We start from the raw sequence: 22107 nt of genomic DNA, 5'->3' as shown, positions 1-22107 counted from the left end.
ATCCCTTGAACAGGTAGAAGATGTACTTTGCCAAGGCTTACTTGAACTTTCTTCTAATAGTGAGCGCCTGCGTTCAATGACTTTCTTCCCTCATCTTCAAATACTACCTCTGACCGCAACTTAGTATTACTAGCATAAGACAACACTAACTATCTTCTAAATCTTCCATTTGATCCTTGTTGACAATCTCTGTTGCGCTGGCGAGATGACTATTTATTGTACTGAAACTTTCCGTATAATTTTTTACTAAATCATGATCTACAAGCACGCTAGTCATTTTTAGGTATGATAAAAGGAAATTTTCCTTATAAAATCCATATTTGGAGATTAAACTGAATTTTTCTGTATATCCACCCTTTACGGGGTATTATACGGAATTTTTCAGTAGATTCCTTTACATATTGCCAACAGGGGAATAAATTCATTAGAAGCGATCGCTAAGTTTTAATACTAAAGATATATGGGGCAAATATTCCCTAAAAAGCTATTTGGCGCGATCACACCGTTATCAAGAACAAGGCGGTGCTTTTCAATGCAGAGTGGAAGTTTTATCTTTGTTTCGCTTGCGCCACCAAGAGTCGAGGGAAAAAATATTATATTGACACGTTGCTAGCAAAATAAATAACACAATCCCATAAACAAGTTGGCTTCCGGCGGCTTGCCAATTTTGTACCGATGTGACTCCCATCATCAGCATTATCATTAAAGCAAAAGTCACAACCAAGGCGAGGCGCGTTGCGAGTCCAAGAGTAATTAAAATGCCTACAACTAATTCAATAATCGGTACTAAAAAGGCATTGATGCGTACTAAGGGTTCGGGAAAATAAGAGCCTTCTAAAGTTTTAACGGTTTCTTCAACAAAGCCTGGAATATTGCCAATCTGGGTAAAGCCATGATTGAAAAAATTAACGCCAAGGAGCAATCGCAAGAATAAGTGAGCAAGAGCAAGGTCTTTGGGTTTAAATCCAGCATTTGTTTTGTCTATCACAATAGAGCCTCCGATAGTAATTATTTATGCTTATGCGATCTGCTAACAACTTTTGGTTCTAGCAAATGGCGATGAGGTGACAAAATTAAACGTACCGGGCGATCGCCTAATAAATAAGTTTGCAGCCAAGTCAGCAACACAACCAATTGATTCCGTAATCCAGGCAAATACACCAGATGAACGCCCAACCACATTATCCAGGCGAGGAAACCTGTAAGCTTCCACTTGCCAATTAAGCCGACTCCCGAATAACAACCAACGATCGCTAATCTACCCTTATTAAAATAGCGAAATGGTTTGAGTTTTTGACCGCGCAGTTGCCTACTAAGGTTTCGAGCAACAGCTACACCTTGCTGGAGAGCAACAGGTGCAACACCGCTTAAAGGTTTAGCTAATTTTTCTACATAAGCCGCATCGCCAATCGCGTATACATTCGAGTAATTGAGGGATTGTAAAGTCAGATTAACGCGCAGTTTACCTTTAGTTGCTTTTAAAAGCTCCTCTGACGAGTTGGGAACTGCGGCTTCCAAACCCGCCGCCCAAATTACTGTCGCCGTAGAGATTGTTTGACCATCAGTAAGGTAAACCTCTGTAGCTGAAATTTCTTTGACGCGGGTTTGCAAACGAACATCAACCCCTAGTTTTTGCAAATATTTTTGGGCAACGCGACCAAGTTTAGGCGGAAATTCTGGGAGCAAGCGATCGCCCGATTGCAATAAAATCAGCTTGACTTCGCGCATATTTAAGCTGGGATATTCTCGACGCAGCCGACAGCGTAACAACTCTACAAATGCGCCAACAATTTCTACTCCCGTTGCGCCACCACCAACAATTGCAAAGGTGAGTAAGGGTTGGCGGCTTGGGGGTTCAAGTCGGGAAGCAGCTTCAAAACAAGAGAAAATACGATTTCGCAGCGTCACAGCTTCTGCTAAGGTTCGCATAGGCAAGGCAAATTCTGCCGCTCCTTCAACCTCCAAATACTGCGTTTGACTTCCCGTTGCCAAAACTAAATAATCGTAATGAATATCTAAGCTGTCTGTGCGGATAACTTGCTCTGAAAAATCAATTTCTTCGACTTCTGCCATGAGAAAATGACAACGGCGGGAGCGACGCAAAATAGTCCGTACTGGATACGCGATGTGTTCGGGTTCCAACTGCCCTGTGGCTACTTGGTACAGCAATGGCACAAAGGTATGATAGTTATTGCGATCGATAAGTAAAACTTCTTTGCCAGAACGAGCCAAAGATTTCGCTGCTTGCAGACCTCCAAACCCAGCACCAATAACAACAATTGGAAACTTTTGGGGCATTACCGAGGGGTGTAGATGCGATCGCCCATAATTCATATTTATCGATAATCTTAGGTCAACTGGCTTAAATGTTAGCCAAATTGCTTGAATATTGCCGTAAAATCAAACTACTTTGCCCGGTAGGTATGCCAAATTTTTGAACTATAAATACACGCAATCAACCACACCAATCCGGCGGCGTATCCGGCAATGATATCAGTGGGCCAATGCACTCCTAAGTACAGCCGACTAAAACCAATAGCTGTAATCAATAAGATAGTTAAGCTAATAATCCATCCTCGCTGGCGGCGGTAACGAGTTGCAAATATATAGCCAATGAAGCCGTAAATTACCATCGACACCATTGCATGACCGCTAGGAAAGCTGTAGTGACCTACATCTACCACGCGTTCCCATAAAGCTGGGCGATCGCGGCTAAATAGTTGTTTGAGTAGTACATTGAGTCCAATTGCGCCAATAGCTGCGATCGCCAAAGTTGTAGTTTCCGATCTCTGGTTGCGTCGTGATAGCCAAATCCCTAAAATCAAACAAATAATTAATAATACTAAGGGGTCGCCTATAGTTGTAATGCCTAACATCGCTATATCTAATAGCGGGGAGTGCCAGCTTCTTACACTCAATAAGATATTTGTATCAAAAGTATAGCTTTCTGCTTCTAAAACTTCCTCAGCAATTTGGGCAAATACCCACAAAGCAAAGGCTGCTAGTAATAAGCCGCCGATTCTAACTTTGAGCAAAAGGGAAAATAATCGCGATCGCACTATTTACCTTAAGTAAAGCTTTCCCAGACATTCGCCACCAGGTCACTGAGCCACTGACGCTGTTGCATATCTAATAAACTATCATCAGCTAACAACTGCGCGGTTAATTGCTCCAAAGATTGCCCTTTAGCACTGACAATTTTAATTACACCAGCGATCGCTGCGGCAACCATTTCTTCGTCAATGGGCTTTTGGTGGAGGGCAACAATTTCTTGAGGACTAGCGGGGATTGGGTAAGCCATGGCGTAACGTTAAAAGTAGAAGTATTTTAATAAACTTAAGGTAATTGTAAACTTTTTTAAACAAATTCTCATTTATCTTGTAAGGGAAGTGTAGCGCAATCTGTAGCTTTGTCAACTCTGCCTTTCTAAGTAATTCACTAGGAGTTAAAATCGCCAAATGAAAGAAATCCTCTATATAGAAATTCCTACACCAGAAACCGCCAGTGTATGCCAGTGGTTGTACGAGGAATGGCTACCTCTGACTGGAGAAAAAGTAACTACCCCTGTAGGAGTAAGATTGCAGATAGCTAAGACTACACTTTCTACCTCAACTATTCCCCAAACACCTCCAGAACTTTCAATTTTTACTTGGACTGTACAACGCACGACTTATTTAAAAGTATTTCGCATGGGCGAAGTTTTCCCGAACGAGCAAAAAATCCTGTCTCAATTGACCAATCAATTGCGCGTCAAGTTTCCCCAGCAATACCCCGAACCACCAAGTATCGATTTAGCTAGTCACAACATTTTTGAAGCTTTAGCACCGTACTACCCGTTAACGGCGAAGTATTTTCAAAAAATGCCCAATGGCGAAAAGGATCTTCAGCGCGTCTACTGGTGGGAGCAAAGGTGGCGTGAAGGAGTCCGTAAAGACGAGCAGCCTAAGCAGGTAGTATTTTCTCATCAAGGACAAGAGCAAAAGCCTGAATACGATTTAATTTATATTGGCGGTGCGTTGGGAGTAATTCACGCCGCCGTAATGGCACAGTTGGGCTACCGAGTATTGCTGCTAGAACGCCTACCTTTTGGCAGAATGAACCGGGAATGGAATATTTCACGCTCCGAGTTGCAAAGCTTGATTGACTTGGGTTTGCTAACCTTCACTGAAGCTGAAAGTATTATTGCTAGGGAATATATTGACGGATTTAATAAGTTTTTTGATGGTAATAATCCTAGTCGCTTAAAATCGGCAGTATTGCATACTCCGACAGTATTAAATGTCTGCTTAGAATCAGAAAAATTGCTGCAATTGTGTGGCGAAAAGCTCAAGGCTTCTGGTGGCGACATTTGGGATTTGACAGAGTTTATACAAGCAGATGTTGACCAGTCCCAAGTTACAGTTACCGTCAAAGATTTAAAAAACTTTACAGAACGAAAAGTAAGTGGACGTTTATTAGTGGATGCAATGGGAACCGCCTCGCCAATCGCCTGGCAATTGAATGGCAAAAGAGCCTTTGATAGCGTTTGCCCCACTGTAGGAGCCGTTGTTGCTAGTGGTTTTGAGCCTGGAGTATGGGATAGCAACTATGGAGATGTGCTAAACAGTCACGGCGATACTTCGCGGGGAAGACAGTTGATTTGGGAGTTGTTTCCGGGATCTGCGGAAGAATTAACTATTTACTTATTTCACTACCATCAAGTAAATAAGGCTAATCCCGGCTCATTGCTAGAAATGTACGAAGACTTTTTTACAATTTTGCCAGAGTATCGGCGCTGCGATTTAGATAAATTGGTGTGGAAAAAGCCGACATTTGGTTATATTCCAGGGCATTTTAGTAGCGATAGTCGCGATCGCACCGTAGCATTTGACAGGTTAATTGCGATCGGCGATGCGGCTTCTTTGCAGTCTCCCTTAGTATTTACGGGTTTTGGCTCATTAATCCGCAATTTGGGGCGTTTGACGGAGCTATTAGACACAGCTTTACAGCATGATTTACTAAGCGCGAAGCACTTAAATCAAATTCGCGCCTACCAAAGTAATAGTGCCGTTACTTGGCTATTTTCTAAAGGCATGATGGTTCCCACCGGGAAATACTTACCACCGCAAAGAATCAACTCGATGCTCAATACCTTTTTTGGGTTATTAGCCGACGAACCCCTAGAAGTAGCAGATAACTTTATTAAAGATCGATTTACTTGGTTTACCTTCAACCGATTGGCGCTCAAAGCAGCTTTCAAAAACCCCGCATTGTTACCTTGGATTTGGGATTTAGCAGGTGCTAAAGATATTTGGCGTTGGCTGGGAAATTACTTAAATTTTGGCATTCATGCCTTAATTAGTTCCATGTTTGCTAGTTGGTTTCCTCAATTAATTCGCCGCTTCCAGCCTTGGTTAGAACCTCGTTTTCCGGCATTATGGTTCAAGTTGCTCAACATTAGTTATGCGCTAACGGCGGGATTGGGACAACCTTATACCAATTTACGCGGCGCGGTGACACCCATAGATAAAAGGGAAGCAGAATTAAGTAGCCAAAACTTTAATTATTAGGGTTGTTGAGTAGAAATGCGATCGCACTGCTTTCTTCAAATTACTAAAGAGTGTCAGTACGGATACTGCCATCGGGCATGATAGTTTGGTCGAAAATAACTTCGGTTTTACTTCCAAAGTACGAATCTCTAGCTCCAGTAAAATCAACACGAGTAAGTCTCCCGTCCATCGGCTGACTTTCTTCTAGTCTAGATTCTCTGAAGATAGTCCCCGTAAGATCGCATTTAGATATCCCAGTTTGAAAGAAAATAGCTTTGGTAAAGTTAGCGCCTTCCAAATTGACTCTTTCAAAACCACTTTCTCCAAAATTAGCTCCAGTGAAGTTGGCGAAGCTCATATCACAATCCAAAATTCCAGTATCACCGAAGACGGCACCCGTAAAATCAACATTTCTGAAGATACCGCCATGAAGATTCTGGGCAGAAAATCTGCACTTACTCATATTCGCCCCAGAGAAATCGCTTCCTTCAACAATGATTTTGCGCGTACCAATTTCTCTACTACGGAATTGCAGTCCAGACAAATCGAGTTCGCGAAAGTCTCGCTCGCCAGCAGCCTATCTATCCAACAATTCAACAGCAGTAATCTCCGCCATGATAGTACATCTTTACTAAACACTTTCTATTCTACTGCTCAAAGCTTCTGGCACAATACTACACCCATTAACCTCAATAACGTGGGGTTGTGGAGTGGAAATGCGATCGCACTATAACTTGGCGCTCGTACATAGTGGTTGATACCAAAAGGTTTTCACTTTTTTATTTGCAGTAGAAACTCTTAGTTATTTAATAAGTTGTTGAAGTTCTGCAATCGATAGTATTGACAACTCAACACCTGAAAAGTCTGAAATATCGCGAGTTACGATCGCGTTAAGTTGATTTATTTCGGCACAAGCGAGTTGCACCCCATCTTCAAAATCTTTAAGATTGCATTCTAAAGCGCGTCTAACAACGAGGCTATCGACCGAACAAATTACTAATCCTGTTGAAAGCCTGGTGATTGCTTCAATTGCTTGTTGTCTTCCTTGAGCCTTCCTGACAATGTAAAAAATATTTGTGATGGTTGTTGCTGCAATAAATCCTTGGATTTCTGTTGTTTCAACCAATTCAAAAAGTATTAGGGCTGATTCTACAAAAGGCTCCCTATTTAAAATTAAATCTAAAACAATATTAGTATCAATTAAAACCTTCACTATTGATACTTTTGCTGTAAATAATTTGTATAATCTTCTTCAATTTCCTTGTCAGTCAAAGGTATTGAGGTTCCAGTGGCAATTCCTCGTAGTCCAGTTAAAGTCCCTTTGGGAATTTTATTAGCTGGTGGGACTACCTTGGAAATAGACTGGGTTTTTTGCTTAAGAAACTCTACAAAATCTAATACTTCATTTACTTGCTCTGTTGGCATTGTTTTGACGATCTCGTAAATTTTTTCTGGTGCTTCCATGTTCTTAACTTTTTCAACATAAGTAAAAAAATCTATTCTAACTTTTCAAACCTTTTGGCAATACACAACCCCCATCAACGTGCGCCTATGGAGTGGAAATGCGATCGCGCTGTATAGTATTTAAAGCGATCGCACTGTACCAAAACTACTTAAGATTGTGAGAACCCTTAGAAATTCGCTCTTGTTGTTCGGGAGTGAGCCAACTAGCTCTCGAAAACTGACTTTGAGGGGATAAATACTCACCACGGATAGCGTTGTATTCCAATATTTCTCCAGTTTCAATGTGATACATCCAACCGTGAAGCTCAATTTCACCTTTATGCAGTTTGGAGTGAATAGCTGGATAAGTCCGCAAATTTTCTATTTGAGTAAGCACATTCTCCTCAATAGTTGCCTGCAATAACTGTTCGCCTTCATAATGCTGATAATTGTCCTTAACCGTGCGGCGCGTCGCTTCAGCGTGTTTGAGCCATTCGTAAACTAAAGGCATATCTTCCTCTAATTTATTCAACTTTAATAGCCCTTTCATCGCTCCACAATGAGAGTGACCACAAACAATAATTTCTTTAATTCCCAAAGCTTGCACGGCATATTCTACCGTCGCTCCTTCCCCGCCATTAGCCGCGCCATAGGGCGGAATAATATTACCCGCATTGCGGATAATAAACATTTCTCCTGGTTCACTTTGGGTAATTATATTGGGATCGATTCGCGAATCTGAGCAAGTAATAAACAATACTCTCGGATGCTGCCCTTGCGAGAGCAATTCAAACATCTCCCGGTGGGTTGTTAAGTAATTGGTTTGAAAGCTATGTACACCTTGAATTATCTTTTTCATTTTGTTTTCTTGTAGTTGGTGCAGTGCCTTAAGAATTTTTAACTATTTGCTTCAAGCAGTTGAGACGTAATCAATCGATCCATCCACCCTTCTAAATAAACTTGATTGGCTTTTTGGTGTGCCGGATCTTGGCTATCTAACGGGTAAGGCATTAGTCCTAAAATGGCGGCGGTGGTGACGCAAAACATTGATTTTTGGAAACTGATACAAATTTGCACCCGCAAATCATCTTCTCCCCGGCGGCTGCGATCGCGATAAAGCTCGCGGAGGTAATCTGGGAGATAATGACGCATATCTTGCATCAACAATGTCGGAGGTATGCCCGAACCGCCAATGGGCAAGGGGTCGGCGTAAAGAGCGCCATAATCAAATCGGCTCAAGTCAGGAGAAATTTGATGGGCTTGGGCGTTGTAAGAAACCGTCCCCGAAAACGGCGTACCGCGAAAGAAGATTGCTTCTACATAAGGCACGGCGGTATCTGCTAAAAATGTTATCCCCGCCGACGCTGGAATAATGTCATAACTGCAATTATTGAGCTTAACAGTATAAGTAATCGGCAAATTCGCCGCCGAGACTAAGCCAGCTTTGATATGCTCTACAACTTGGGGAATCGATTGAATTTCACCTCTATCAAACAAGTCGCTCAAACTTAAAAACATCTCGCTCATTACCCGCCAAAACTGCCCCAGAGCGCTGTAATAAACTTGTTGACGCACTTGTTCGGGGAGAAAATCAGGGAAAAGTTGATGCAATCCCAGCATCAACGGATTGCGCTTAAATCTTGCCGCAATTGCTTTATGACTATTTGCCATAAATTCCGGCGAGTCTAAATACTTATCTAAACCGCCGCCACCATGCCAAAGCATCCCTTTCATGCAGTATTCGGCATATTCGTAATTAATGCGATCGCCCCACCAATGTTTCAGCAACTTTTTTAAGGAAACATCACCATTGAAGTATTTAAAAAAGGGAAAAAGCAGCAAAAATTGATGCTCGGAAATGTATAGCAAATTTTTGTAGTAAGCTTCTAGCACGATACCGTAGCTTTTCAAAATGCCGACTACATCTAATACATTTTCTTCACTATCCTTTAGCAAGGCTTCCCCGGTTTTTAGCCGTTCAATATACGCCGCTAAGGGATGACTAGATTTTGAGGTTGTAGTATCGATCATTGATGATTCTCATCTAAAACGGTGTGACGGCTAACAATTGCTGCGGGTGTAGGCATAAAAGTATTTGTTGTAGTTTCACTCCAGCGCAGCATCCAAGCAGGTTGCAGCCCAAATATGACGATCGCCCCAGCTAAAATCATTGCTGGGGTGCGATCGAACCAACCTACTGGGGGCAAATTTAGCACCTGGGTAGAAAGACGACCAAAAAAGACGCGGTTAACTAATAACAAAAAGTAAACGGCGGTTAAACCCGTACCAATCATGCACAGCAATGTTTGAGTAGGAAAGACGGCAAAACTACTGCGAAATACCAAAAATTCAGAAATAAACCCTACCATTCCAGGTATACCCGAACTTGCCATGACTCCCAATACCATTAAGCTGCCAATTAGAGGTAAACCTCGTTCGGGATTCAACAAACCGCGCAAAGTATCTAAGTTGCGAGTGCCAGTTTTTTGATAAACTACGCCGACCAATAAAAACAGCAAAGCAGAAATTAGCCCATGACTAACCATTTGAAAGACGGCGGCGAGTAGGCTCAATGGTGTAGCTGTAGCCGCAGCCAGTAGCACAAAGCCCATGTGAGCAATCGAGCTATAAGCTACCATCTTTTTCATATCTGTTTGGGCGATCGCTGTAAAGGCTCCATACAGCACGCTCACCACTGCCCAGTTTGCAAGTATCGGCGCTAAAACTGTCCAAGCTTCGGGAAATAAACCTAAGCCAAAGCGCAATATTCCATAAGTGCCAAGTTTTAATAAAACTCCTGCTAATAGTACAGATACTGGGGTTGAGGCTTCAACGTGAGCATCGGGTAGCCATGTATGCAGGGGAACTAAGGGAATTTTGATCCCAAAACCAATCAAGATTGCTCCCAACAGTATCAATTGCTGTCCAATCGGCAAAGCTTGCGACAGTAAGGGCTGATAATCAAAGTTGGTTGAACCACTCAGCCAAGTTAGTCCTAAAAATGCTGCCAGAATTAAGATGCCAGAAATAGCTGTATAGATAAGAAATTTTGTTGCTGCATAACCGCGCTTTTCCCCTCCCCAAATAGCAATTAGTAGGTATAAGGGAATAAGTTCTAGCTCATAAAATAGAAAAAACAGCAGTAAGTTATCAGCCAAAAAAGCGCCAACTACGCCCGTATTTAACAGCAACAGCAAAATGTAGTACAACCTTGGACGGCTTATAGCTTTATCACTGCTATAAATTGCAATCCAAGTGAGCAGACTATTTAAAACTAGCAAAGGTAAAGATAGACCATCTACCCCCAATTGATAGCGCAGTCCAATGGAGTCTAACCAGGGTATAGATTCAGTAAATTGCAAAGCTGAGTTAGTAATGTCAAAATTGCTGCCAATAACAATTGTCCAGCCAAAAGAAAGCGCGATCGCAATTATTGCTCCTGTGCGGAAGCGATTGGGGTTCGCGTCTTGTGGCAATAAACCAATAATAATCGCACCTAATATCGGTATCCAAATTAAAGCACTGAGCATCGTTTTCCTAAAATCCCCACAACAGATATCGCGTCAAAAATAAACCCAATAAACCAACACCAACAACAATTGTCAGCATATAACCTTGAGACTGACCCGATACGCTGTACTTCAAGCTTTCGCCACTAAAAATAGAAGCTAAACCCACAAAGTTTACTGCTCCATCCACAACATAACGGTCAAACCAATTGCTAAATCGCGAGATTTGATTGACAGCAAAAACTATGCTCACGCGGTACAGTCTATCGATGTAAAAGTCATAACCTAGCAAGTCTTGTACCACTCGCCAAGGCAATTGTAGCGATCGCGACCAAGCTTTATGCAGATATACCGTAGCTCCAATCGTGCAGCCAATGGCGCTAGATAAAAGTAGCATCACTACCGAAGGCTTATTAATGTATTCCCAGGTTGGTAGCAAAAACAAGCGCTGCAACATCAAGGGAACTAATAGATTGACAATTATTAAAGACACCATGGGGACAGCCATTTGCCAAGAGACTTCTGGTGTCCGCCGCGTCTTCGGTTGTGGGGGACCTAAAAACACCAGTCGAAATAAGCGAGTCAAACTTAAAGCCGTTAAAGCATTGACTAAGAGCAAAATCCCCACCAGCCAAGGTTGATCTACCCACAAGTAGTTAGCTACGCCTAATTGGAATGCCCAAAAACCACCCAAAGGTAGTAGTCCAATCATTCCTGCCGATCCAACAATAAAGGCTGTAGTTGTAGCCGGCATCCGCGACCACAAACCGCCCATTTCGGTCAAGTCTTGGTTGGTAGTGGTTTGAATAATCGAGCCGACACTCATAAATAATAAGGCTTTAGAGATCGCATGAGTAAATAGCAACATCAAAGCAAAAGCCGTCCATTGTTCGCCTACGGCAATAAATACTAGCCCCAAGTAAGCGCTGGTAGAGTGCGATAAGGCACGTTTAATGTCAATTTGAGCGATCGCAACTAAAGAAGCACCGATCGACGTTACCGTACCAATAACTACCAATGTTGCCAAAGCCAGAGGCGATAGACTGACAATTGGCTGGAGGTCAATTAATACATAGGCTCCGCAAGCTACTACTACAGAGTTTCGTAAAATTGACGCAGGGTTTGGTCCTTCCATTGCTTCATCTAGCCACAAATGCAGAGGAAATTGAGCGCATTTACCGATAGAACCAGCAATTAACGATAAACCTAATAGGTTAGCCGTCAAAGGCGATAAGTTGGCGGTTTTTGCCCACTCATACAAATCGGGATAATCTAAGCTTCCTGCCATCGTTGCTAAGGCGACAACTCCCATTAGTAGTAAAATATCCCCCACCCGCTTGGTTAAAAATGCGTCTCGTGCGGCGGTTACAACCAATGGTTGAGCGTACCAAAACCCTACCAATAAATAAGTTGATAAAGTCAGCAATTCTAGTAGTACATAAGTTAAAAGCAAAGAGTTACTAATAGCTAGTCCGCTCATCGCCCCTGCAAAAAATCCCATCAGTGCAAAGAAACGCCCTAAAGCCCAGTCTCGCTCCATGTACCCCAGGGCAAAAAGCTGAGCTAAAAGACTTAATCCCGTCACTACTTCCAGAGCGCCCACATTTATCGACGAGATATCTACACTCAACGTCAAGTCCAGGTCTGCAACCTTCAACCAGTGAAAAACCAATACTAACGGTTGGTGATGCCAAGTTAAAGGAAAAATTAGCGTACTATGTACAAACGCCAAAACCGTCATTAATAAATTAACATAAGCCGCAGGTCGCGGTCCCGTACGGCGGATGATGCCTGTAGACCAAGGAAGGGTCAATACAGCGCCAAGCAAGCCATAACAAGGAATCCACCAACCCACTTGTAGGAGGAACTGAGCCATCGAAATTACCATTGAAATTTAAGTAACAATTGCACCCTCTAGAACTTCACCTAAATAGTCCCAGGGAACTTAGGAAGATATATAAAAAAGTTGAGATTTTGTCAAAGATCCTTTTATCGCCTTAATCCTGCTATTTCTTCATATTAGAGCTTTCAGTCCGCAAAATAATTCCTTAAGCTATAAGCTTTATTTATCAGGATTCCTTTACTAAACTTATTTTATGATTTGTTAAGTTTATCAATTGTCTGCGCGATCGCTTCATTTCTCTACAAGTTGCGATCGCCGATCCTTAAATAAGCATATTTTATGACTGATATTTATACTTATCATTAAAAATTATATTGTCAAAGTAACAGCCGTCACTTTATTCTTAAGGTCAGCACCCTAAAGAGCTTTGCTAAAAAATAAAAATGGCTATCCTCGTGAAAATTTTCATGAGGTGAATTGCCATGAAATATTAGTGTCAAAGACTCGTACAATGGTAAGGATAGGAGAATTCAATGCCAATAGCTGTCGGAATGATTGAGACTAAAGGCTTTCCTGCGGTAGTTGAAGCCGCAGACGCAATGGTCAAAGCAGCCCGCGTGACTCTTGTGGGCTATGAAAAAATCGGTAGCGCTCGTGTCACCGTAATAGTGCGAGGAGACGTTTCTGAGGTGCAAGCCTCGGTAGCCGCCGGAGTAGAAGCAGCCAAACGGGTAAATGGTGGGGAAGTATTATCTACTCACATCATCGCCCGTCCGCAGGAGAACCTTGAGTATGTTCTCCCGATTCGTTACACCGAAGAAGTAGAACAGTTTCGACTGTAAATAAGGTAGCTGAAATTTCGCCAAAAATCAGCGCATTTAGTACAAAATCACCAAAAAATTATCTAAGGATTAAAACTCATGGCAATTGCCGTTGGAATGATCGAAACTCTAGGGTTTCCCGCCGTTGTTGAAGCCGCTGATGCTATGGTTAAAGCAGCGCGAGTTACCCTTGTAGGTTACGAAAAAATTGGTAGCGGTCGCGTCACCGTTATCGTTCGGGGAGACGTTTCTGAGGTGCAAGCCTCGGTAGCCGCCGGAGTAGACAACGTTAAAAGAGTTAACGGCGGTCAAGTATTATCTACCCACATCATCGCCCGTCCTCATGAAAACCTTGAGTACGTCCTACCTATCCGCTACACCGAAGAAGTAGAACAATTCCGCGATAGTGTCAGTGGCAGAGCGCTCCATTCCGGTCCCTATACTAGACCATAAATGCAAATTGCCAAAGTCCGTGGCACGGTAGTTAGTAATTATAAGGAACCTAGTCTTAGCGGCGTAAAGTTCCTCCTACTACAACTTGTAGATGAGGAGGGACGTTTACTCCCAGAATACGAAGTGGCAGCCGATTTCGTGGGGGCAGGGCTAGACGAATGGGTGCTTGTAAGTCGTGGAAGTGCTGCCCGTCAAGTTCAAGGGAGCGAGATGCGTCCGGTAGATGCCGCCGTAGTGGCGATTATTGATACTGTCAATGTTGACAATCGCTCTCTATACAACAAAAAAGACGAATTTCGCTAAACGACTTGCTTTAAAGTGCGATCGCGCTTTAGACCAGCATTAAGTTTTTAATTTGGAGAATATACTTATGGCAAAGCGTAGTTCCGCAGCCCCCCCTACCCCTTGGTCGAAAAGCCTGACGGAACCAAAAATTGACAAGAGCGCCTACATCCACTCTTTTTCAAATATTATTGGGGATGTGCGAATTGACAGCAATGTCATGATTGCCCCCGGAACGTGCATCAGAGCCGATCAAGGCAATCCTTTTTACATCGGAAAAAGTACAAATATTCAAGATAGCGTAGTAATTCATGGTTTAGAGGAAGGACAAGTTGTCGGCGATGATAATAAGTCTTACTCTGTCTGGATTGGGAGTAATGCCTCAATTACCCATATGGCATTAATTCATGGTCCAGCCTACATTGGCAATAATTGCTTTATTGGCTTTCGCTCGACAGTATTTAACGCCCGGATTGGTGAAGGCTGTATCGTCATGATGCACGCTGTGATCCAAGACGTGGAAGTTCCCCCAGGGAAGTACGTACCTTCCGGAAGCATCATTACTACCCAACAGCAAGCAAACCGTCTTCCCAACGTCCAAGAAGCGGATAGAAATTTTGCAAACAATGTAGTAGGGGTGAATGAAGCTTTGCGAGCAGGCTATCACTGTGCCGATGATATTGACTGCATCACGCCGCTCAAGGAAGAACTAAATAGAACATATGCCTTGAGTCCAACAGATTCCAAAAGTAGTATTAATAATCAGGAATATCAAGAAATGGGTGTAAATAGAGAAGTAATGGAACAGGTGCGCGATTTACTGGCTCAAGGCTATCGCATAGGCATGGAACACGCCGACGAGCGGAGATTTCAAACAAGTTCTTGGAAAAGCTGTGCCACCATTCAATCAAGTCGAGACTTTGAAGTATTTTCCGAAATATCATCTTGCTTAGCAGAGCATAGCGGCGAATACGTGCGAATTATTGGCATTGATACCAAAGCCAAAAAACGGATATTAGAAGCAATTATTCAAAGGCCCAGCGATCGCCCCGGTAGCGATAATGGTAGCAGTACCCGCTCTAATAGTGCCAATAGTTATAAGCCAAGTAGCTATAGCAGTGCCAGTGGTAGCAACGTATTACCTGCCGAAGCTATAGAGCAAGTCCGCAACCTTTTAGCTCAAGGCTACCGTATCGGTACAGAACACGCCGACAAGCGCCGTTTTCAGACTAGCTCGTGGCACAGTTGCAGCCCGATTGATACCAATCACGAATCCGATGCGATCGCAGCTTTGGAAGAATGTATCGCCAATCATGGCGGCGAATATGTACGGATGATTGGGATTGACCCCAAAGCCAAGCGTCGGGTTTCAGAAACAATTATTCAAAGGCCCGATGGCAACAACAATATTGCACCTTCGACAAGCAGCTACAAATCTACCGCTAGTAGTAGTTCAAGCCGTAGCACGTCAGCTACTAGCGCCAAGCTTAGTCCCGAAGTTGTCCAACAAGTAAGCCAACTGCTTTCTCAAGGCTGCCAAGTTAGTACAGAATACGCCGACGAGCGCAGATTTAAAATAAATTCCTGGCAAAGTGGTGGGGTAATTCAAGCTCATCGTGACGCGGAAGTCATTGCTGCTTTAGAATCTATCATCGACGAACATAGCGGCGCGTACGTGAGGCTAATTGGCATCGATCCTAAAGCAAAACGTCGAGTCTCAGAACTACTAATTCAACGACCGGGTAAATAAGACGTATTACTTTCCAAGCATATCTGCTGATTTCTATTCCATCCCAGAGACTGTATTTTGATGAAGTTCCCCCCCTTACAACCCATTAGCAATACTCACTATTATGTTAATGGCGATGTGACAATTCACCCCGGCGCAGCGATCGCGCCAGGGGTTCTCCTGCAAGCCGATCCGGAGAGCCAGATTATAATTGGAGCCGGAGCTTGCGTAGGTATGGGCGCAGTTTTGCACGCCCACCAAGGAGTTTTGGAAGTAGGGGAAAGCGCAAACATTGGTACGGGGGTATTAATTGTTGGCAAAGGCAAAATCGGTACTAATGCTTGCATTGGCTCGATGACTACAATCTTTAATAACTCCGTCGAGTCTGGGGAAGTTATAGCCCCAGGTTCTTTGCTAGGAGACTCTAGCCGCCCAGAGGAGGCTCAATCAATAGAAGCAGAAACTGAAGTAGCGCCTTCAAATGGTCAAGTAGCCGAGCCTGTAGTAGAAAAACCTAAAGTAGCGCCTTCAAACGGTCAAATAGCCGAGCCTGTAAGCGCCAACAACACCCCCTCTGAGGCGGCCTTAGAAGAAGAACCTGTCGTCAAGGTAAATCCAGTTTATGGAGAAGATAGCCTCAACCGATTGCTATCAACGCTATTGCCTCATAGGCAAGCCTTAAATCACCCCTTAGACAATCATCCCAACAGCAGTTAGGTAGCTCATCCAATGGTTTTAATTGAGGTTTAGAATGGAGGGAAACAACCAACAATACTTGCAAGATTTTAGAGACAAAGCCCTAGGGTTGGTATCGACTCGCAGTTTTCCGGCGATCGTGCGCGTTGCTGACGAAATGCTCAAATCGTCAGAAGTAACTTTAGTTGGCTACGAAAAAATTGGTAGCGGTCATTGTACGGCGATCGTGCGTGGCGGAATTTCTGATGTCCGTTTGGCTGTAGATGTCGGTTCAGAAATCGCTCAGCAATTGGATCAATTGATATCGAGTTTGGTTATCGCTCGACCTTTGCCGAACTTGGAATTAATTTTACCTATTGGTATTCGTTTAGCTCAACTTACCCAGAGACAAACAGGTAGCAGCCTCAGCAATCAAGCCATTGGTTTGGTCGAAACAAGAGGGTTTCCGGCAATGGTAGGGGCGGCGGATGCTATGCTCAAAGCCGCAGATGTGCAACTATCGGCTCATGAATTTATTGGTGCGGGGTTGTGTACGGCAATTATTCGCGGCTCGGTGGCAGATGTGGCGGTGGCGGTGGAAGCCGGAATGCGCGAAGCTAGGAAGATTGGAGAATTAAACGCCGTAATGGTGATTCCAAGACCATTGGAAGACTTGGAACAAACCTTGCCTATAGCTAGTTGTTGGCTAGAGCGACCTCAACCATTAGTCCTCCCCACAAAAATCAAAGAAACCGAAAAAGAATTAGTAGAACTACCAGACTTAAAACAGTTAACAGTTCAGCTTGAAGAACAATTAGAAGAGTTTTAAGTAGAATGCGATCGCATTTTTGAGCAATTAAGCAACTTTGCTCCAATTTACCAAAATATCGCGGTGCTTTTTTCGCTTCTATTGTTACCAAGCACCCGCTCAACCTTGATTGCTTAAGCCTAAGACGCAATCGATTTGAAGAAAAACTACTTACAGCCATAAAGATAAGCATTTACTTTAACAGCCATCAGCACCTCACTGATGGCAAAACTTTATCGTGACTTACCAAGCAAGGCAATTATTTTACTATTCGTGTAATTACGTAGCCACTCCGGGGTTTTTCTAGAAAAATCAGTAAATTCCTCGATGAACAAACACTTAAATAATCTTAAAAACTTAATATAAGCAACATTTAAATAATAATTTTTGGACTGTTAGTTATAGATCTCGCTGACACGCCAAAGCTACAAGTTACTTACTCATTCACCTAGAACCGGAGTATCCCGCCCATGGTTGCTATATCTGAAAATAAAATTATTATACCTTCAAAAGAATTCAAAAAAGTTGAGCATCCCTTAAAACATAAATATCCCCAAAGAAACGCCCACTATAGCTTTACAGATTATTTTCATTTCCAGAGCGATCGCGGCATAGTTACAGACTGGAACGAAGGCCGCAATATGTTTGCCAGTGAAGACTTTATTATCGGTTTAATCGAAGGCTTGGAAGAAGAAGTAGGCTCGGCTTCTGGGGTCGTTATGTACAATATCGGCTACCAATGGGGAACCAGAGATGCCAAGTTTTTCCAGCAGTGGTTTGAGCAAGAGTATCAGAAAAGTATCCGCGAAGTAAATTCCGTCTTCATGTTAGAAGCTTGGTGGTGGCCCTTTACCGCTCAAGGTTGGGGCAACTGGGAAGTAGACATGAGCGAACATAAAAACGGATTTATGTTTGTCAATATCTTTGACTCTGCGGTAGCCAGAACTTTAGGCGATGTTGGTAAGCCAGTTTGCCACATTTACGCTGGCTTATTTGCTGGTTTCTTTAGCGATATCGTCAAAAAATCTTTAAGTTGCATCGAAATTCAGTGCTATTCAATGGGAGAAACTTACTGTAAATTCCTCCTTAGTAGCAAAGATCGAGTTGATGCTGCCAACTTCTGGCACAACGAAGGCGCAACAGCTAGAGATATTGAAAAACGCCTGCGGGGTGGGGAGTTTCTGCAATGAACAGTTCATCTTTGTTGGGACTGACTGTAAAAAATTACTTTGAAGTGTGTAATTGGCAGCTATTACCTCCACCAAGTAACAACTACTTACCCAAACAAGCTAAAGTTACTTCCCCTCCACGCCCAATTGTCTTATCAAGGCTGACCGTAAAAGAATTTTTTAACTCTTGTAATTGGCAGTTGCTATCGCAAAACGAGCCAGCCAAAAACGAAAACGAGTCTAAATCTTCTTTGTCGCCGTTGCTCGTTGAAAAGACTGCCTCAATTCCCACTGCCTTACCTTGCTTAACAGTAGCGGAATTTTTTAGCCTCTGTAATTGGCACTCCCTACCGCTCGAAGTCCGCACCCAGCAGCCCTTGCCCTTAGAGCCATTAGAGCCGAAGTCACCGCTAACTTGCCAAGTACAGGCGTTTTTTCAGATGATTCCCTGGGAAGGTAGCCCAGAAATTGGTCAAATACCTCAATCATCTGCGCCGTTGCAGGCAATTTCGCCAGCCCAGGTCGAGATGAACTTAAACGCTCTATCCAAACTATTTTAGAGATGCAAATTTATGAACGTAAACATTCAATCCTTACTCTACGACGCAGACGAACGCTACTTAAGATCGGGAGAAATTGGCACTTTTAAGAGCTACACATCATCTTTATCTCAGCGCCTCGAAACCTATGAATTGCTGCGTGACAAAGAAATAGTAATCTTTCAACCTATTGCTAACCAACTACTCGCCAGCTTTGCCGACCAGCAGCAAGATTTGGAGCGCAGTCTAAAAAACTGGCTAGCCGTCCTGCGCTACTGCGCGATGGCAATGCTGCTAAATGACTCGGAATTTCTCGAACGGCGGCTTTTAGAATGGCTCACGGATATAGTCCGAGTCCACCAAATCCAAGCTATCGATAGCGCTCTTTACAAAACACTGCAAAAACAACTACTCCAAATACTTGCCGACAAGCAATATGCATTGTTGCAACCTTTTTTAGCTCAAGCAGCAGCTAGTTTGCTCGTTACAGACAACTTAGCTTCATTGCCTAAATAACCGATATTAAATTAGTAAAAGCGGAGAACATACAAATGATTGCTATTGGCGATCTGCTCACTGACCAAAGTATATTGGGCAATTACTTTGCCCCCGATGCCTACCTAACTGGTGATTTTGAATCGGGATTAATTGAAAACCGTGCAGGACTTCGCTTTTTAGCTCTACCAGAAACTTTGATTCAAGGCATCTATGCAGGTTTAGACCAAGAACTAGGAAGCGCTAGTGGAATAGTTTTGTTTAACTGCGGTCGTTGGTGGGGCAAAAACTTTTATGCTCGTTTTGGTGAAGAAATTAGCCAATACTACAACAAACCTCTCGCTGAGATGGAAATGGTCGAACTGCTCCAATGCCTAAAACAATGCTGGAAAACTCACGGCTGGGGTACTTTTGACTTGGAACTGGAACACTATCAGCAAGGATTTTTGGTAGTCCAAAACCGCAACTCTCCCTTTGCTGAAGCTGCTCCCCCTAGCGATCGCCCCGTTTGCTTTCTAGAAGCAGGTATTCTTAGCGCTTTTTTTAGCCAACTTACCGGGAAACAGCTTCATTGCGTCCAAACGTCCTGCGAGTCCTTGGGAGCAGATTGCAATTACTTTATTTTAGGTTTGGCAGAACGTCTCAAAGCTGTAGAAGGATGGTTAGCAGAAAATCAAGACCATCAAACCATTATCGAACGGCTCAAGGCAAGTAAATCCGCCAATTAATAACGACCATTTCATAATCTTTTTACCAGGCCAAAAATATCGTCAAAACCATTAAGCTAGAACCGATTTCTCAAGAAACAGTTGTCCAAACTAATGCCAACATTCTCTCGGCGCTATTAGATAACGAACTAGATATTTTGCATGATTGTAACGGTCGCGGGATGTGTTCTACTTGCCACGTTTACATCACAAGTGGGATGGAGAGTCTTTCTCCAATGAACCGCCGCGAACAAAGGACGTTGGAAGTAATTACTACAACTAACACCAATTCCCGCCTTGCCTGTCAAGCAAGAGTCATGGGTGAGGGGATAGTTGTGGAGTTGCCGGCGGGAACTTATGTAACAGCAATTGCCGATATTGAGTCTTTAATTGGTACTCGCGCCGAGCAAAATATTTTGCATCCAATTACAGGCAAAGTTTTAGTAGAAGCTGGCAAATTAATCACAAGATCGATGATCAGTCAGCTTAACGATACTCGCTCTCAAGTTAGCGATTATCTTGCCAATACCACCGATACCTAAATTCACCTATTTCATCCTAAAACTAAAAAATGTTAAAACAACTAGCCCGCTTAAGTGTAGAAGCCGAAGGACGTTATGCTTCTAGTGCCGAACTCCAATTCATCAAAGACTACGTTAAGTCTGTAGATACGCGCATTAGTGCTTATGAGAAAATTCAACTCATGGAAGCAGAAATCGTCACCAAAGTAGCAGAGATTAGGAGTGCGGCGGAACCCGATTTATTTGCCAAAGTTTCCCAAGTTGATGGTAGTTTTGTATGCAAACGCGATTTCACAAATATTTTGCGTCACTCGGCAGCAGCATTATTATTTGACGATCGCGATCGGATGCCGGAAAACTTTTTACTTTGGTACAAAACAATTGTACGGACTTTTAGCTACGATCGCGCTGCGGGCGTAACTTATAAAGTTGTCCAAGAGGTAGCCCAAGAGTACCTCACCTCCCAAGAAGCAGCTTTATTCAATCCGATTTTACAACTTAACCAAGTTGTTCTTGGTCAATAAATTTGGTTGCCGTAATTTAACTAAACAGTTTATTCAAAACAGGTAATTTGTTCTTATGCTAGAAAAATTAAACACATCAAATAATCAAAATCGTCCTTGGTTAGACATTGTAGAAACCGCGTCCGTAGTTGGTTCCCTTGGTGGTACTATTGCCTCTATTGTTTTCCAGCAAGCTGCCTTAGCTTCAGTACCTTTGTCGATTACTGTAATGCTCAATTTGGTAAATCGCCGAATGCAGCTAGAGTCACTCGCTAAAAACAATCAAAGTGCGATCGCGCAAATTATGCCATCAGTGGAGGCAAATAGCCAGCAAATCACCCAAGTACAACAGCTTACTTTTGACTATCAGCAAGTTAAAAGCAACGTTAAAGAACATTCCCAGCAACTCCAAAGCCACCAGACAGCTATGCTCCAAGCGCAAAGCGAAACCCAAGGCAAGCTTGACGCTACTGGCGCACAGCTAACCCAGTCAGGTAGAGACTTTAGTCAACTTAAGAGCGATACCCAAGACCACGCTGAGATGTTGCAAACAAGTCAACTTATGATCGCTGAACTCTTGCAAGATAAAGCCGAAGTCCAAACCACTATTGAGTCTTTAACCGCACAGCTAGTAGAAGTCTTCAAAAAAATAGGTTATTTGCGAGAAATTGAAAGTTCTACTCAAGCAATTCGGATTGCTCCCTACGATGCTGATATTCACTACAAACGTGGTCTTAGCTTCCAAGCACTAGGAGATAATCAAGGCAGCATTGGTGACTTTACAGAAGCTATTCAACTCAATCCTAGCCATGCTTCAGCTTACTATAGTCGCGGTTTATCTCATATCGATCTAGGTAATAGAAAAAGAGCAGTTGAAGATTTCCGGGAAGCCGCCAAACTATTTTTTGAGGATGGCGATATTGCCAGCTACCAAATGGCTAGAGACTCTAGCAAGCAGATTCACAACCTAAATTCATCAGTTAGCGCTGAAGCTAACGAACAAGGTGCTGTCGGCCGTTTGTTCGCCTAAGCTGTGTTGCTGAAGCGTAGTTTTATTTAGCTAAGTTTAGTGCGAGCGCCAG

General features: G+C 43.1%; 25 protein-coding genes. 14 read left to right on the top strand and 11 right to left on the bottom strand.

The features are described 5' to 3' along the window. Window positions 1-529 precede the first annotated feature (529 nt). The 4 genes from AC2VE5_RS13885 to AC2VE5_RS13870 form a co-directional block, all read right to left on the bottom strand. On the bottom strand, window positions 530-988 hold the full coding sequence (locus AC2VE5_RS13885) for a DoxX family protein (RefSeq protein WP_486888338.1): 459 nt from the start codon (window positions 986-988) through the stop codon (window positions 530-532). Window positions 989-1008: 20 nt separating this feature from the next. Further along, window positions 1009-2334: an NAD(P)/FAD-dependent oxidoreductase gene (locus AC2VE5_RS13880; protein WP_486888337.1), complete on the bottom strand. Its 1326-nt coding sequence runs from the start codon at window positions 2332-2334 to the stop codon at window positions 1009-1011. Window positions 2335-2405: 71 nt separating this feature from the next. Continuing rightward, window positions 2406-3059, bottom strand: a complete 654-nt coding sequence (locus AC2VE5_RS13875) for a phosphatase PAP2 family protein (protein WP_486888336.1) — start codon at window positions 3057-3059, stop codon at window positions 2406-2408. Between the two features lie 8 nt (window positions 3060-3067). Further along, window positions 3068-3301, bottom strand: coding sequence for a hypothetical protein (locus AC2VE5_RS13870; protein ID WP_486888335.1), 234 nt, complete (start codon window positions 3299-3301; stop codon window positions 3068-3070). Window positions 3302-3458: 157 nt separating this feature from the next. On the opposite strand from AC2VE5_RS13870, the gene AC2VE5_RS13865 reads away from it, so the two are divergent. Continuing rightward, window positions 3459-5549: an NAD(P)/FAD-dependent oxidoreductase gene (locus tag AC2VE5_RS13865; protein ID WP_486888334.1), complete on the top strand. Its 2091-nt coding sequence runs from the start codon at window positions 3459-3461 to the stop codon at window positions 5547-5549. 43 nt (window positions 5550-5592) lie between these two features. Here the strand turns inward: AC2VE5_RS13865 and AC2VE5_RS13860 are convergent, their stop codons facing one another. The 7 genes from AC2VE5_RS13860 to AC2VE5_RS13830 form a co-directional block, all read right to left on the bottom strand. After that, window positions 5593-6072 (bottom strand): pentapeptide repeat-containing protein, encoded by a 480-nt coding sequence (locus AC2VE5_RS13860; RefSeq protein ID WP_486888333.1) that lies wholly within the window; start codon window positions 6070-6072, stop codon window positions 5593-5595. A 258-nt stretch (window positions 6073-6330) separates the two neighbouring features. Beyond that, a complete protein-coding gene (locus AC2VE5_RS13855; RefSeq protein WP_486888332.1) occupies window positions 6331-6741 on the bottom strand; it encodes a PIN domain-containing protein in 411 nt (136 codons plus the stop codon). Continuing rightward, complete coding sequence (locus AC2VE5_RS13850; protein WP_486888331.1) at window positions 6741-6992, bottom strand: DUF2281 domain-containing protein; 252 nt, start codon at window positions 6990-6992, stop codon at window positions 6741-6743. Before AC2VE5_RS13850 ends, AC2VE5_RS13855 begins: the two co-directional genes overlap by 1 nt. A 145-nt stretch (window positions 6993-7137) precedes the next feature. Continuing rightward, complete coding sequence (locus AC2VE5_RS13845; protein ID WP_486888330.1) at window positions 7138-7830, bottom strand: carbonic anhydrase; 693 nt, start codon at window positions 7828-7830, stop codon at window positions 7138-7140. 38 nt (window positions 7831-7868) lie between these two features. Then, window positions 7869-9002, bottom strand: a complete 1134-nt coding sequence (locus AC2VE5_RS13840; protein WP_486888329.1) for a CO2 hydration protein — start codon at window positions 9000-9002, stop codon at window positions 7869-7871. After that, window positions 8999-10501, bottom strand: coding sequence for an NADH-quinone oxidoreductase subunit M (locus tag AC2VE5_RS13835; protein ID WP_486888328.1), 1503 nt, complete (start codon window positions 10499-10501; stop codon window positions 8999-9001). The genes AC2VE5_RS13840 and AC2VE5_RS13835 overlap by 4 nt, the downstream gene beginning before the upstream one ends. A gap of 7 nt (window positions 10502-10508) precedes the next feature. Continuing rightward, window positions 10509-12356, bottom strand: coding sequence for an NAD(P)H-quinone oxidoreductase subunit F (locus AC2VE5_RS13830; RefSeq protein ID WP_486888340.1), 1848 nt, complete (start codon window positions 12354-12356; stop codon window positions 10509-10511). 500 nt (window positions 12357-12856) lie between these two features. Between AC2VE5_RS13830 and AC2VE5_RS13825 the strand changes: the two genes are divergently transcribed. The 13 genes from AC2VE5_RS13825 to AC2VE5_RS13765 all read left to right on the top strand — a co-directional run bounded on the left by AC2VE5_RS13825 (window position 12857) and on the right by AC2VE5_RS13765 (window position 22055). Then, the gene (locus tag AC2VE5_RS13825) at window positions 12857-13165 is read left to right on the top strand and encodes a carbon dioxide-concentrating mechanism protein CcmK (RefSeq protein ID WP_486888327.1); all 309 of its coding nucleotides are present in this window, start codon (window positions 12857-12859) and stop codon (window positions 13163-13165) included. A 78-nt stretch (window positions 13166-13243) separates the two neighbouring features. Beyond that, on the top strand, window positions 13244-13597 hold the full coding sequence (locus AC2VE5_RS13820; protein WP_009633978.1) for a carbon dioxide-concentrating mechanism protein CcmK: 354 nt from the start codon (window positions 13244-13246) through the stop codon (window positions 13595-13597). Then, on the top strand, window positions 13598-13900 hold the full coding sequence (ccmL, locus tag AC2VE5_RS13815; RefSeq protein WP_486888326.1) for a beta-carboxysome shell vertex protein CcmL: 303 nt from the start codon (window positions 13598-13600) through the stop codon (window positions 13898-13900). A gap of 67 nt (window positions 13901-13967) precedes the next feature. Then, entirely contained in the window at window positions 13968-15629 is a 1662-nt protein-coding gene (gene ccmM / locus AC2VE5_RS13810) for a beta-carboxysome scaffolding protein CcmM (protein WP_486888325.1), read from the top strand. Window positions 15630-15689: 60 nt separating this feature from the next. After that, window positions 15690-16325 (top strand): beta-carboxysome scaffolding protein CcmN, encoded by a 636-nt coding sequence (gene ccmN, locus AC2VE5_RS13805; RefSeq protein ID WP_486888324.1) that lies wholly within the window; start codon window positions 15690-15692, stop codon window positions 16323-16325. 34 nt (window positions 16326-16359) lie between these two features. After that, complete coding sequence (ccmO, locus tag AC2VE5_RS13800; RefSeq protein ID WP_486888323.1) at window positions 16360-17112, top strand: beta-carboxysome assembly protein CcmO; 753 nt, start codon at window positions 16360-16362, stop codon at window positions 17110-17112. 449 nt (window positions 17113-17561) lie between these two features. Further along, entirely contained in the window at window positions 17562-18281 is a 720-nt protein-coding gene (locus tag AC2VE5_RS13795; protein ID WP_486888322.1) for a V4R domain-containing protein, read from the top strand. Further along, the gene (locus AC2VE5_RS13790; protein ID WP_486888321.1) at window positions 18278-18820 is read left to right on the top strand and encodes a hypothetical protein; all 543 of its coding nucleotides are present in this window, start codon (window positions 18278-18280) and stop codon (window positions 18818-18820) included. Before AC2VE5_RS13795 ends, AC2VE5_RS13790 begins: the two co-directional genes overlap by 4 nt. A 12-nt stretch (window positions 18821-18832) precedes the next feature. Continuing rightward, the gene (locus tag AC2VE5_RS13785) at window positions 18833-19315 is read left to right on the top strand and encodes a globin family protein (RefSeq protein ID WP_486888320.1); all 483 of its coding nucleotides are present in this window, start codon (window positions 18833-18835) and stop codon (window positions 19313-19315) included. A gap of 35 nt (window positions 19316-19350) precedes the next feature. Next, window positions 19351-20022, top strand: a complete 672-nt coding sequence (locus AC2VE5_RS13780; protein WP_486888318.1) for a V4R domain-containing protein — start codon at window positions 19351-19353, stop codon at window positions 20020-20022. A 38-nt stretch (window positions 20023-20060) separates the two neighbouring features. Beyond that, window positions 20061-20543, top strand: coding sequence for a 2Fe-2S iron-sulfur cluster-binding protein (locus AC2VE5_RS13775; protein ID WP_486888339.1), 483 nt, complete (start codon window positions 20061-20063; stop codon window positions 20541-20543). Window positions 20544-20572: 29 nt separating this feature from the next. Beyond that, window positions 20573-21046 carry an allophycocyanin gene (locus AC2VE5_RS13770; protein WP_486888317.1) on the top strand — a complete coding sequence of 158 codons (474 nt, stop codon included), beginning with the start codon at window positions 20573-20575 and terminating at the stop codon, window positions 21044-21046. A 55-nt stretch (window positions 21047-21101) separates the two neighbouring features. After that, a complete protein-coding gene (locus AC2VE5_RS13765) occupies window positions 21102-22055 on the top strand; it encodes a tetratricopeptide repeat protein (protein WP_486888316.1) in 954 nt (317 codons plus the stop codon). Window positions 22056-22107 lie beyond the last annotated feature (52 nt).

Source organism: Aliterella sp. E5.1, from assembly GCF_057473825.1.
Note: the sequence above shows the minus strand (reverse complement) of the source record. Positions and strands in the feature narration are given on the sequence as shown.

Bases quoted from the DNA above. Each gene is read 5' to 3' on its own strand.
- AC2VE5_RS13825 (WP_486888327.1), top strand. From the start codon at position 12,857: ATGCCAATAGCTGTCGGAATGATTGAGACTAAAGGCTTTCCTGCGGTA.
- AC2VE5_RS13790 (WP_486888321.1), top strand. From the start codon at position 18,278: ATGAACAGTTCATCTTTGTTGGGACTGACTGTAAAAAATTACTTTGAA.
- AC2VE5_RS13865 (WP_486888334.1), top strand. From the start codon at position 3,459: ATGAAAGAAATCCTCTATATAGAAATTCCTACACCAGAAACCGCCAGT.
- AC2VE5_RS13835 (WP_486888328.1), bottom strand. From the start codon at position 10,501: ATGCTCAGTGCTTTAATTTGGATACCGATATTAGGTGCGATTATTATT.
- AC2VE5_RS13780 (WP_486888318.1), top strand. From the start codon at position 19,351: ATGATTGCTATTGGCGATCTGCTCACTGACCAAAGTATATTGGGCAAT.
- AC2VE5_RS13840 (WP_486888329.1), bottom strand. From the start codon at position 9,002: ATGATCGATACTACAACCTCAAAATCTAGTCATCCCTTAGCGGCGTAT.
- AC2VE5_RS13820 (WP_009633978.1), top strand. From the start codon at position 13,244: ATGGCAATTGCCGTTGGAATGATCGAAACTCTAGGGTTTCCCGCCGTT.
- AC2VE5_RS13795 (WP_486888322.1), top strand. From the start codon at position 17,562: ATGGTTGCTATATCTGAAAATAAAATTATTATACCTTCAAAAGAATTC.
- AC2VE5_RS13880 (WP_486888337.1), bottom strand. From the start codon at position 2,334: ATGAATTATGGGCGATCGCATCTACACCCCTCGGTAATGCCCCAAAAG.
- AC2VE5_RS13870 (WP_486888335.1), bottom strand. From the start codon at position 3,301: ATGGCTTACCCAATCCCCGCTAGTCCTCAAGAAATTGTTGCCCTCCAC.
- ccmL (WP_486888326.1), top strand. From the start codon at position 13,598: ATGCAAATTGCCAAAGTCCGTGGCACGGTAGTTAGTAATTATAAGGAA.
- AC2VE5_RS13785 (WP_486888320.1), top strand. From the start codon at position 18,833: ATGAACGTAAACATTCAATCCTTACTCTACGACGCAGACGAACGCTAC.
- AC2VE5_RS13830 (WP_486888340.1), bottom strand. From the start codon at position 12,356: ATGGCTCAGTTCCTCCTACAAGTGGGTTGGTGGATTCCTTGTTATGGC.
- AC2VE5_RS13845 (WP_486888330.1), bottom strand. From the start codon at position 7,830: ATGAAAAAGATAATTCAAGGTGTACATAGCTTTCAAACCAATTACTTA.
- AC2VE5_RS13850 (WP_486888331.1), bottom strand. From the start codon at position 6,992: ATGGAAGCACCAGAAAAAATTTACGAGATCGTCAAAACAATGCCAACA.
- AC2VE5_RS13765 (WP_486888316.1), top strand. From the start codon at position 21,102: ATGCTAGAAAAATTAAACACATCAAATAATCAAAATCGTCCTTGGTTA.
- AC2VE5_RS13770 (WP_486888317.1), top strand. From the start codon at position 20,573: ATGTTAAAACAACTAGCCCGCTTAAGTGTAGAAGCCGAAGGACGTTAT.
- ccmM (WP_486888325.1), top strand. From the start codon at position 13,968: ATGGCAAAGCGTAGTTCCGCAGCCCCCCCTACCCCTTGGTCGAAAAGC.
- ccmN (WP_486888324.1), top strand. From the start codon at position 15,690: ATGAAGTTCCCCCCCTTACAACCCATTAGCAATACTCACTATTATGTT.
- ccmO (WP_486888323.1), top strand. From the start codon at position 16,360: ATGGAGGGAAACAACCAACAATACTTGCAAGATTTTAGAGACAAAGCC.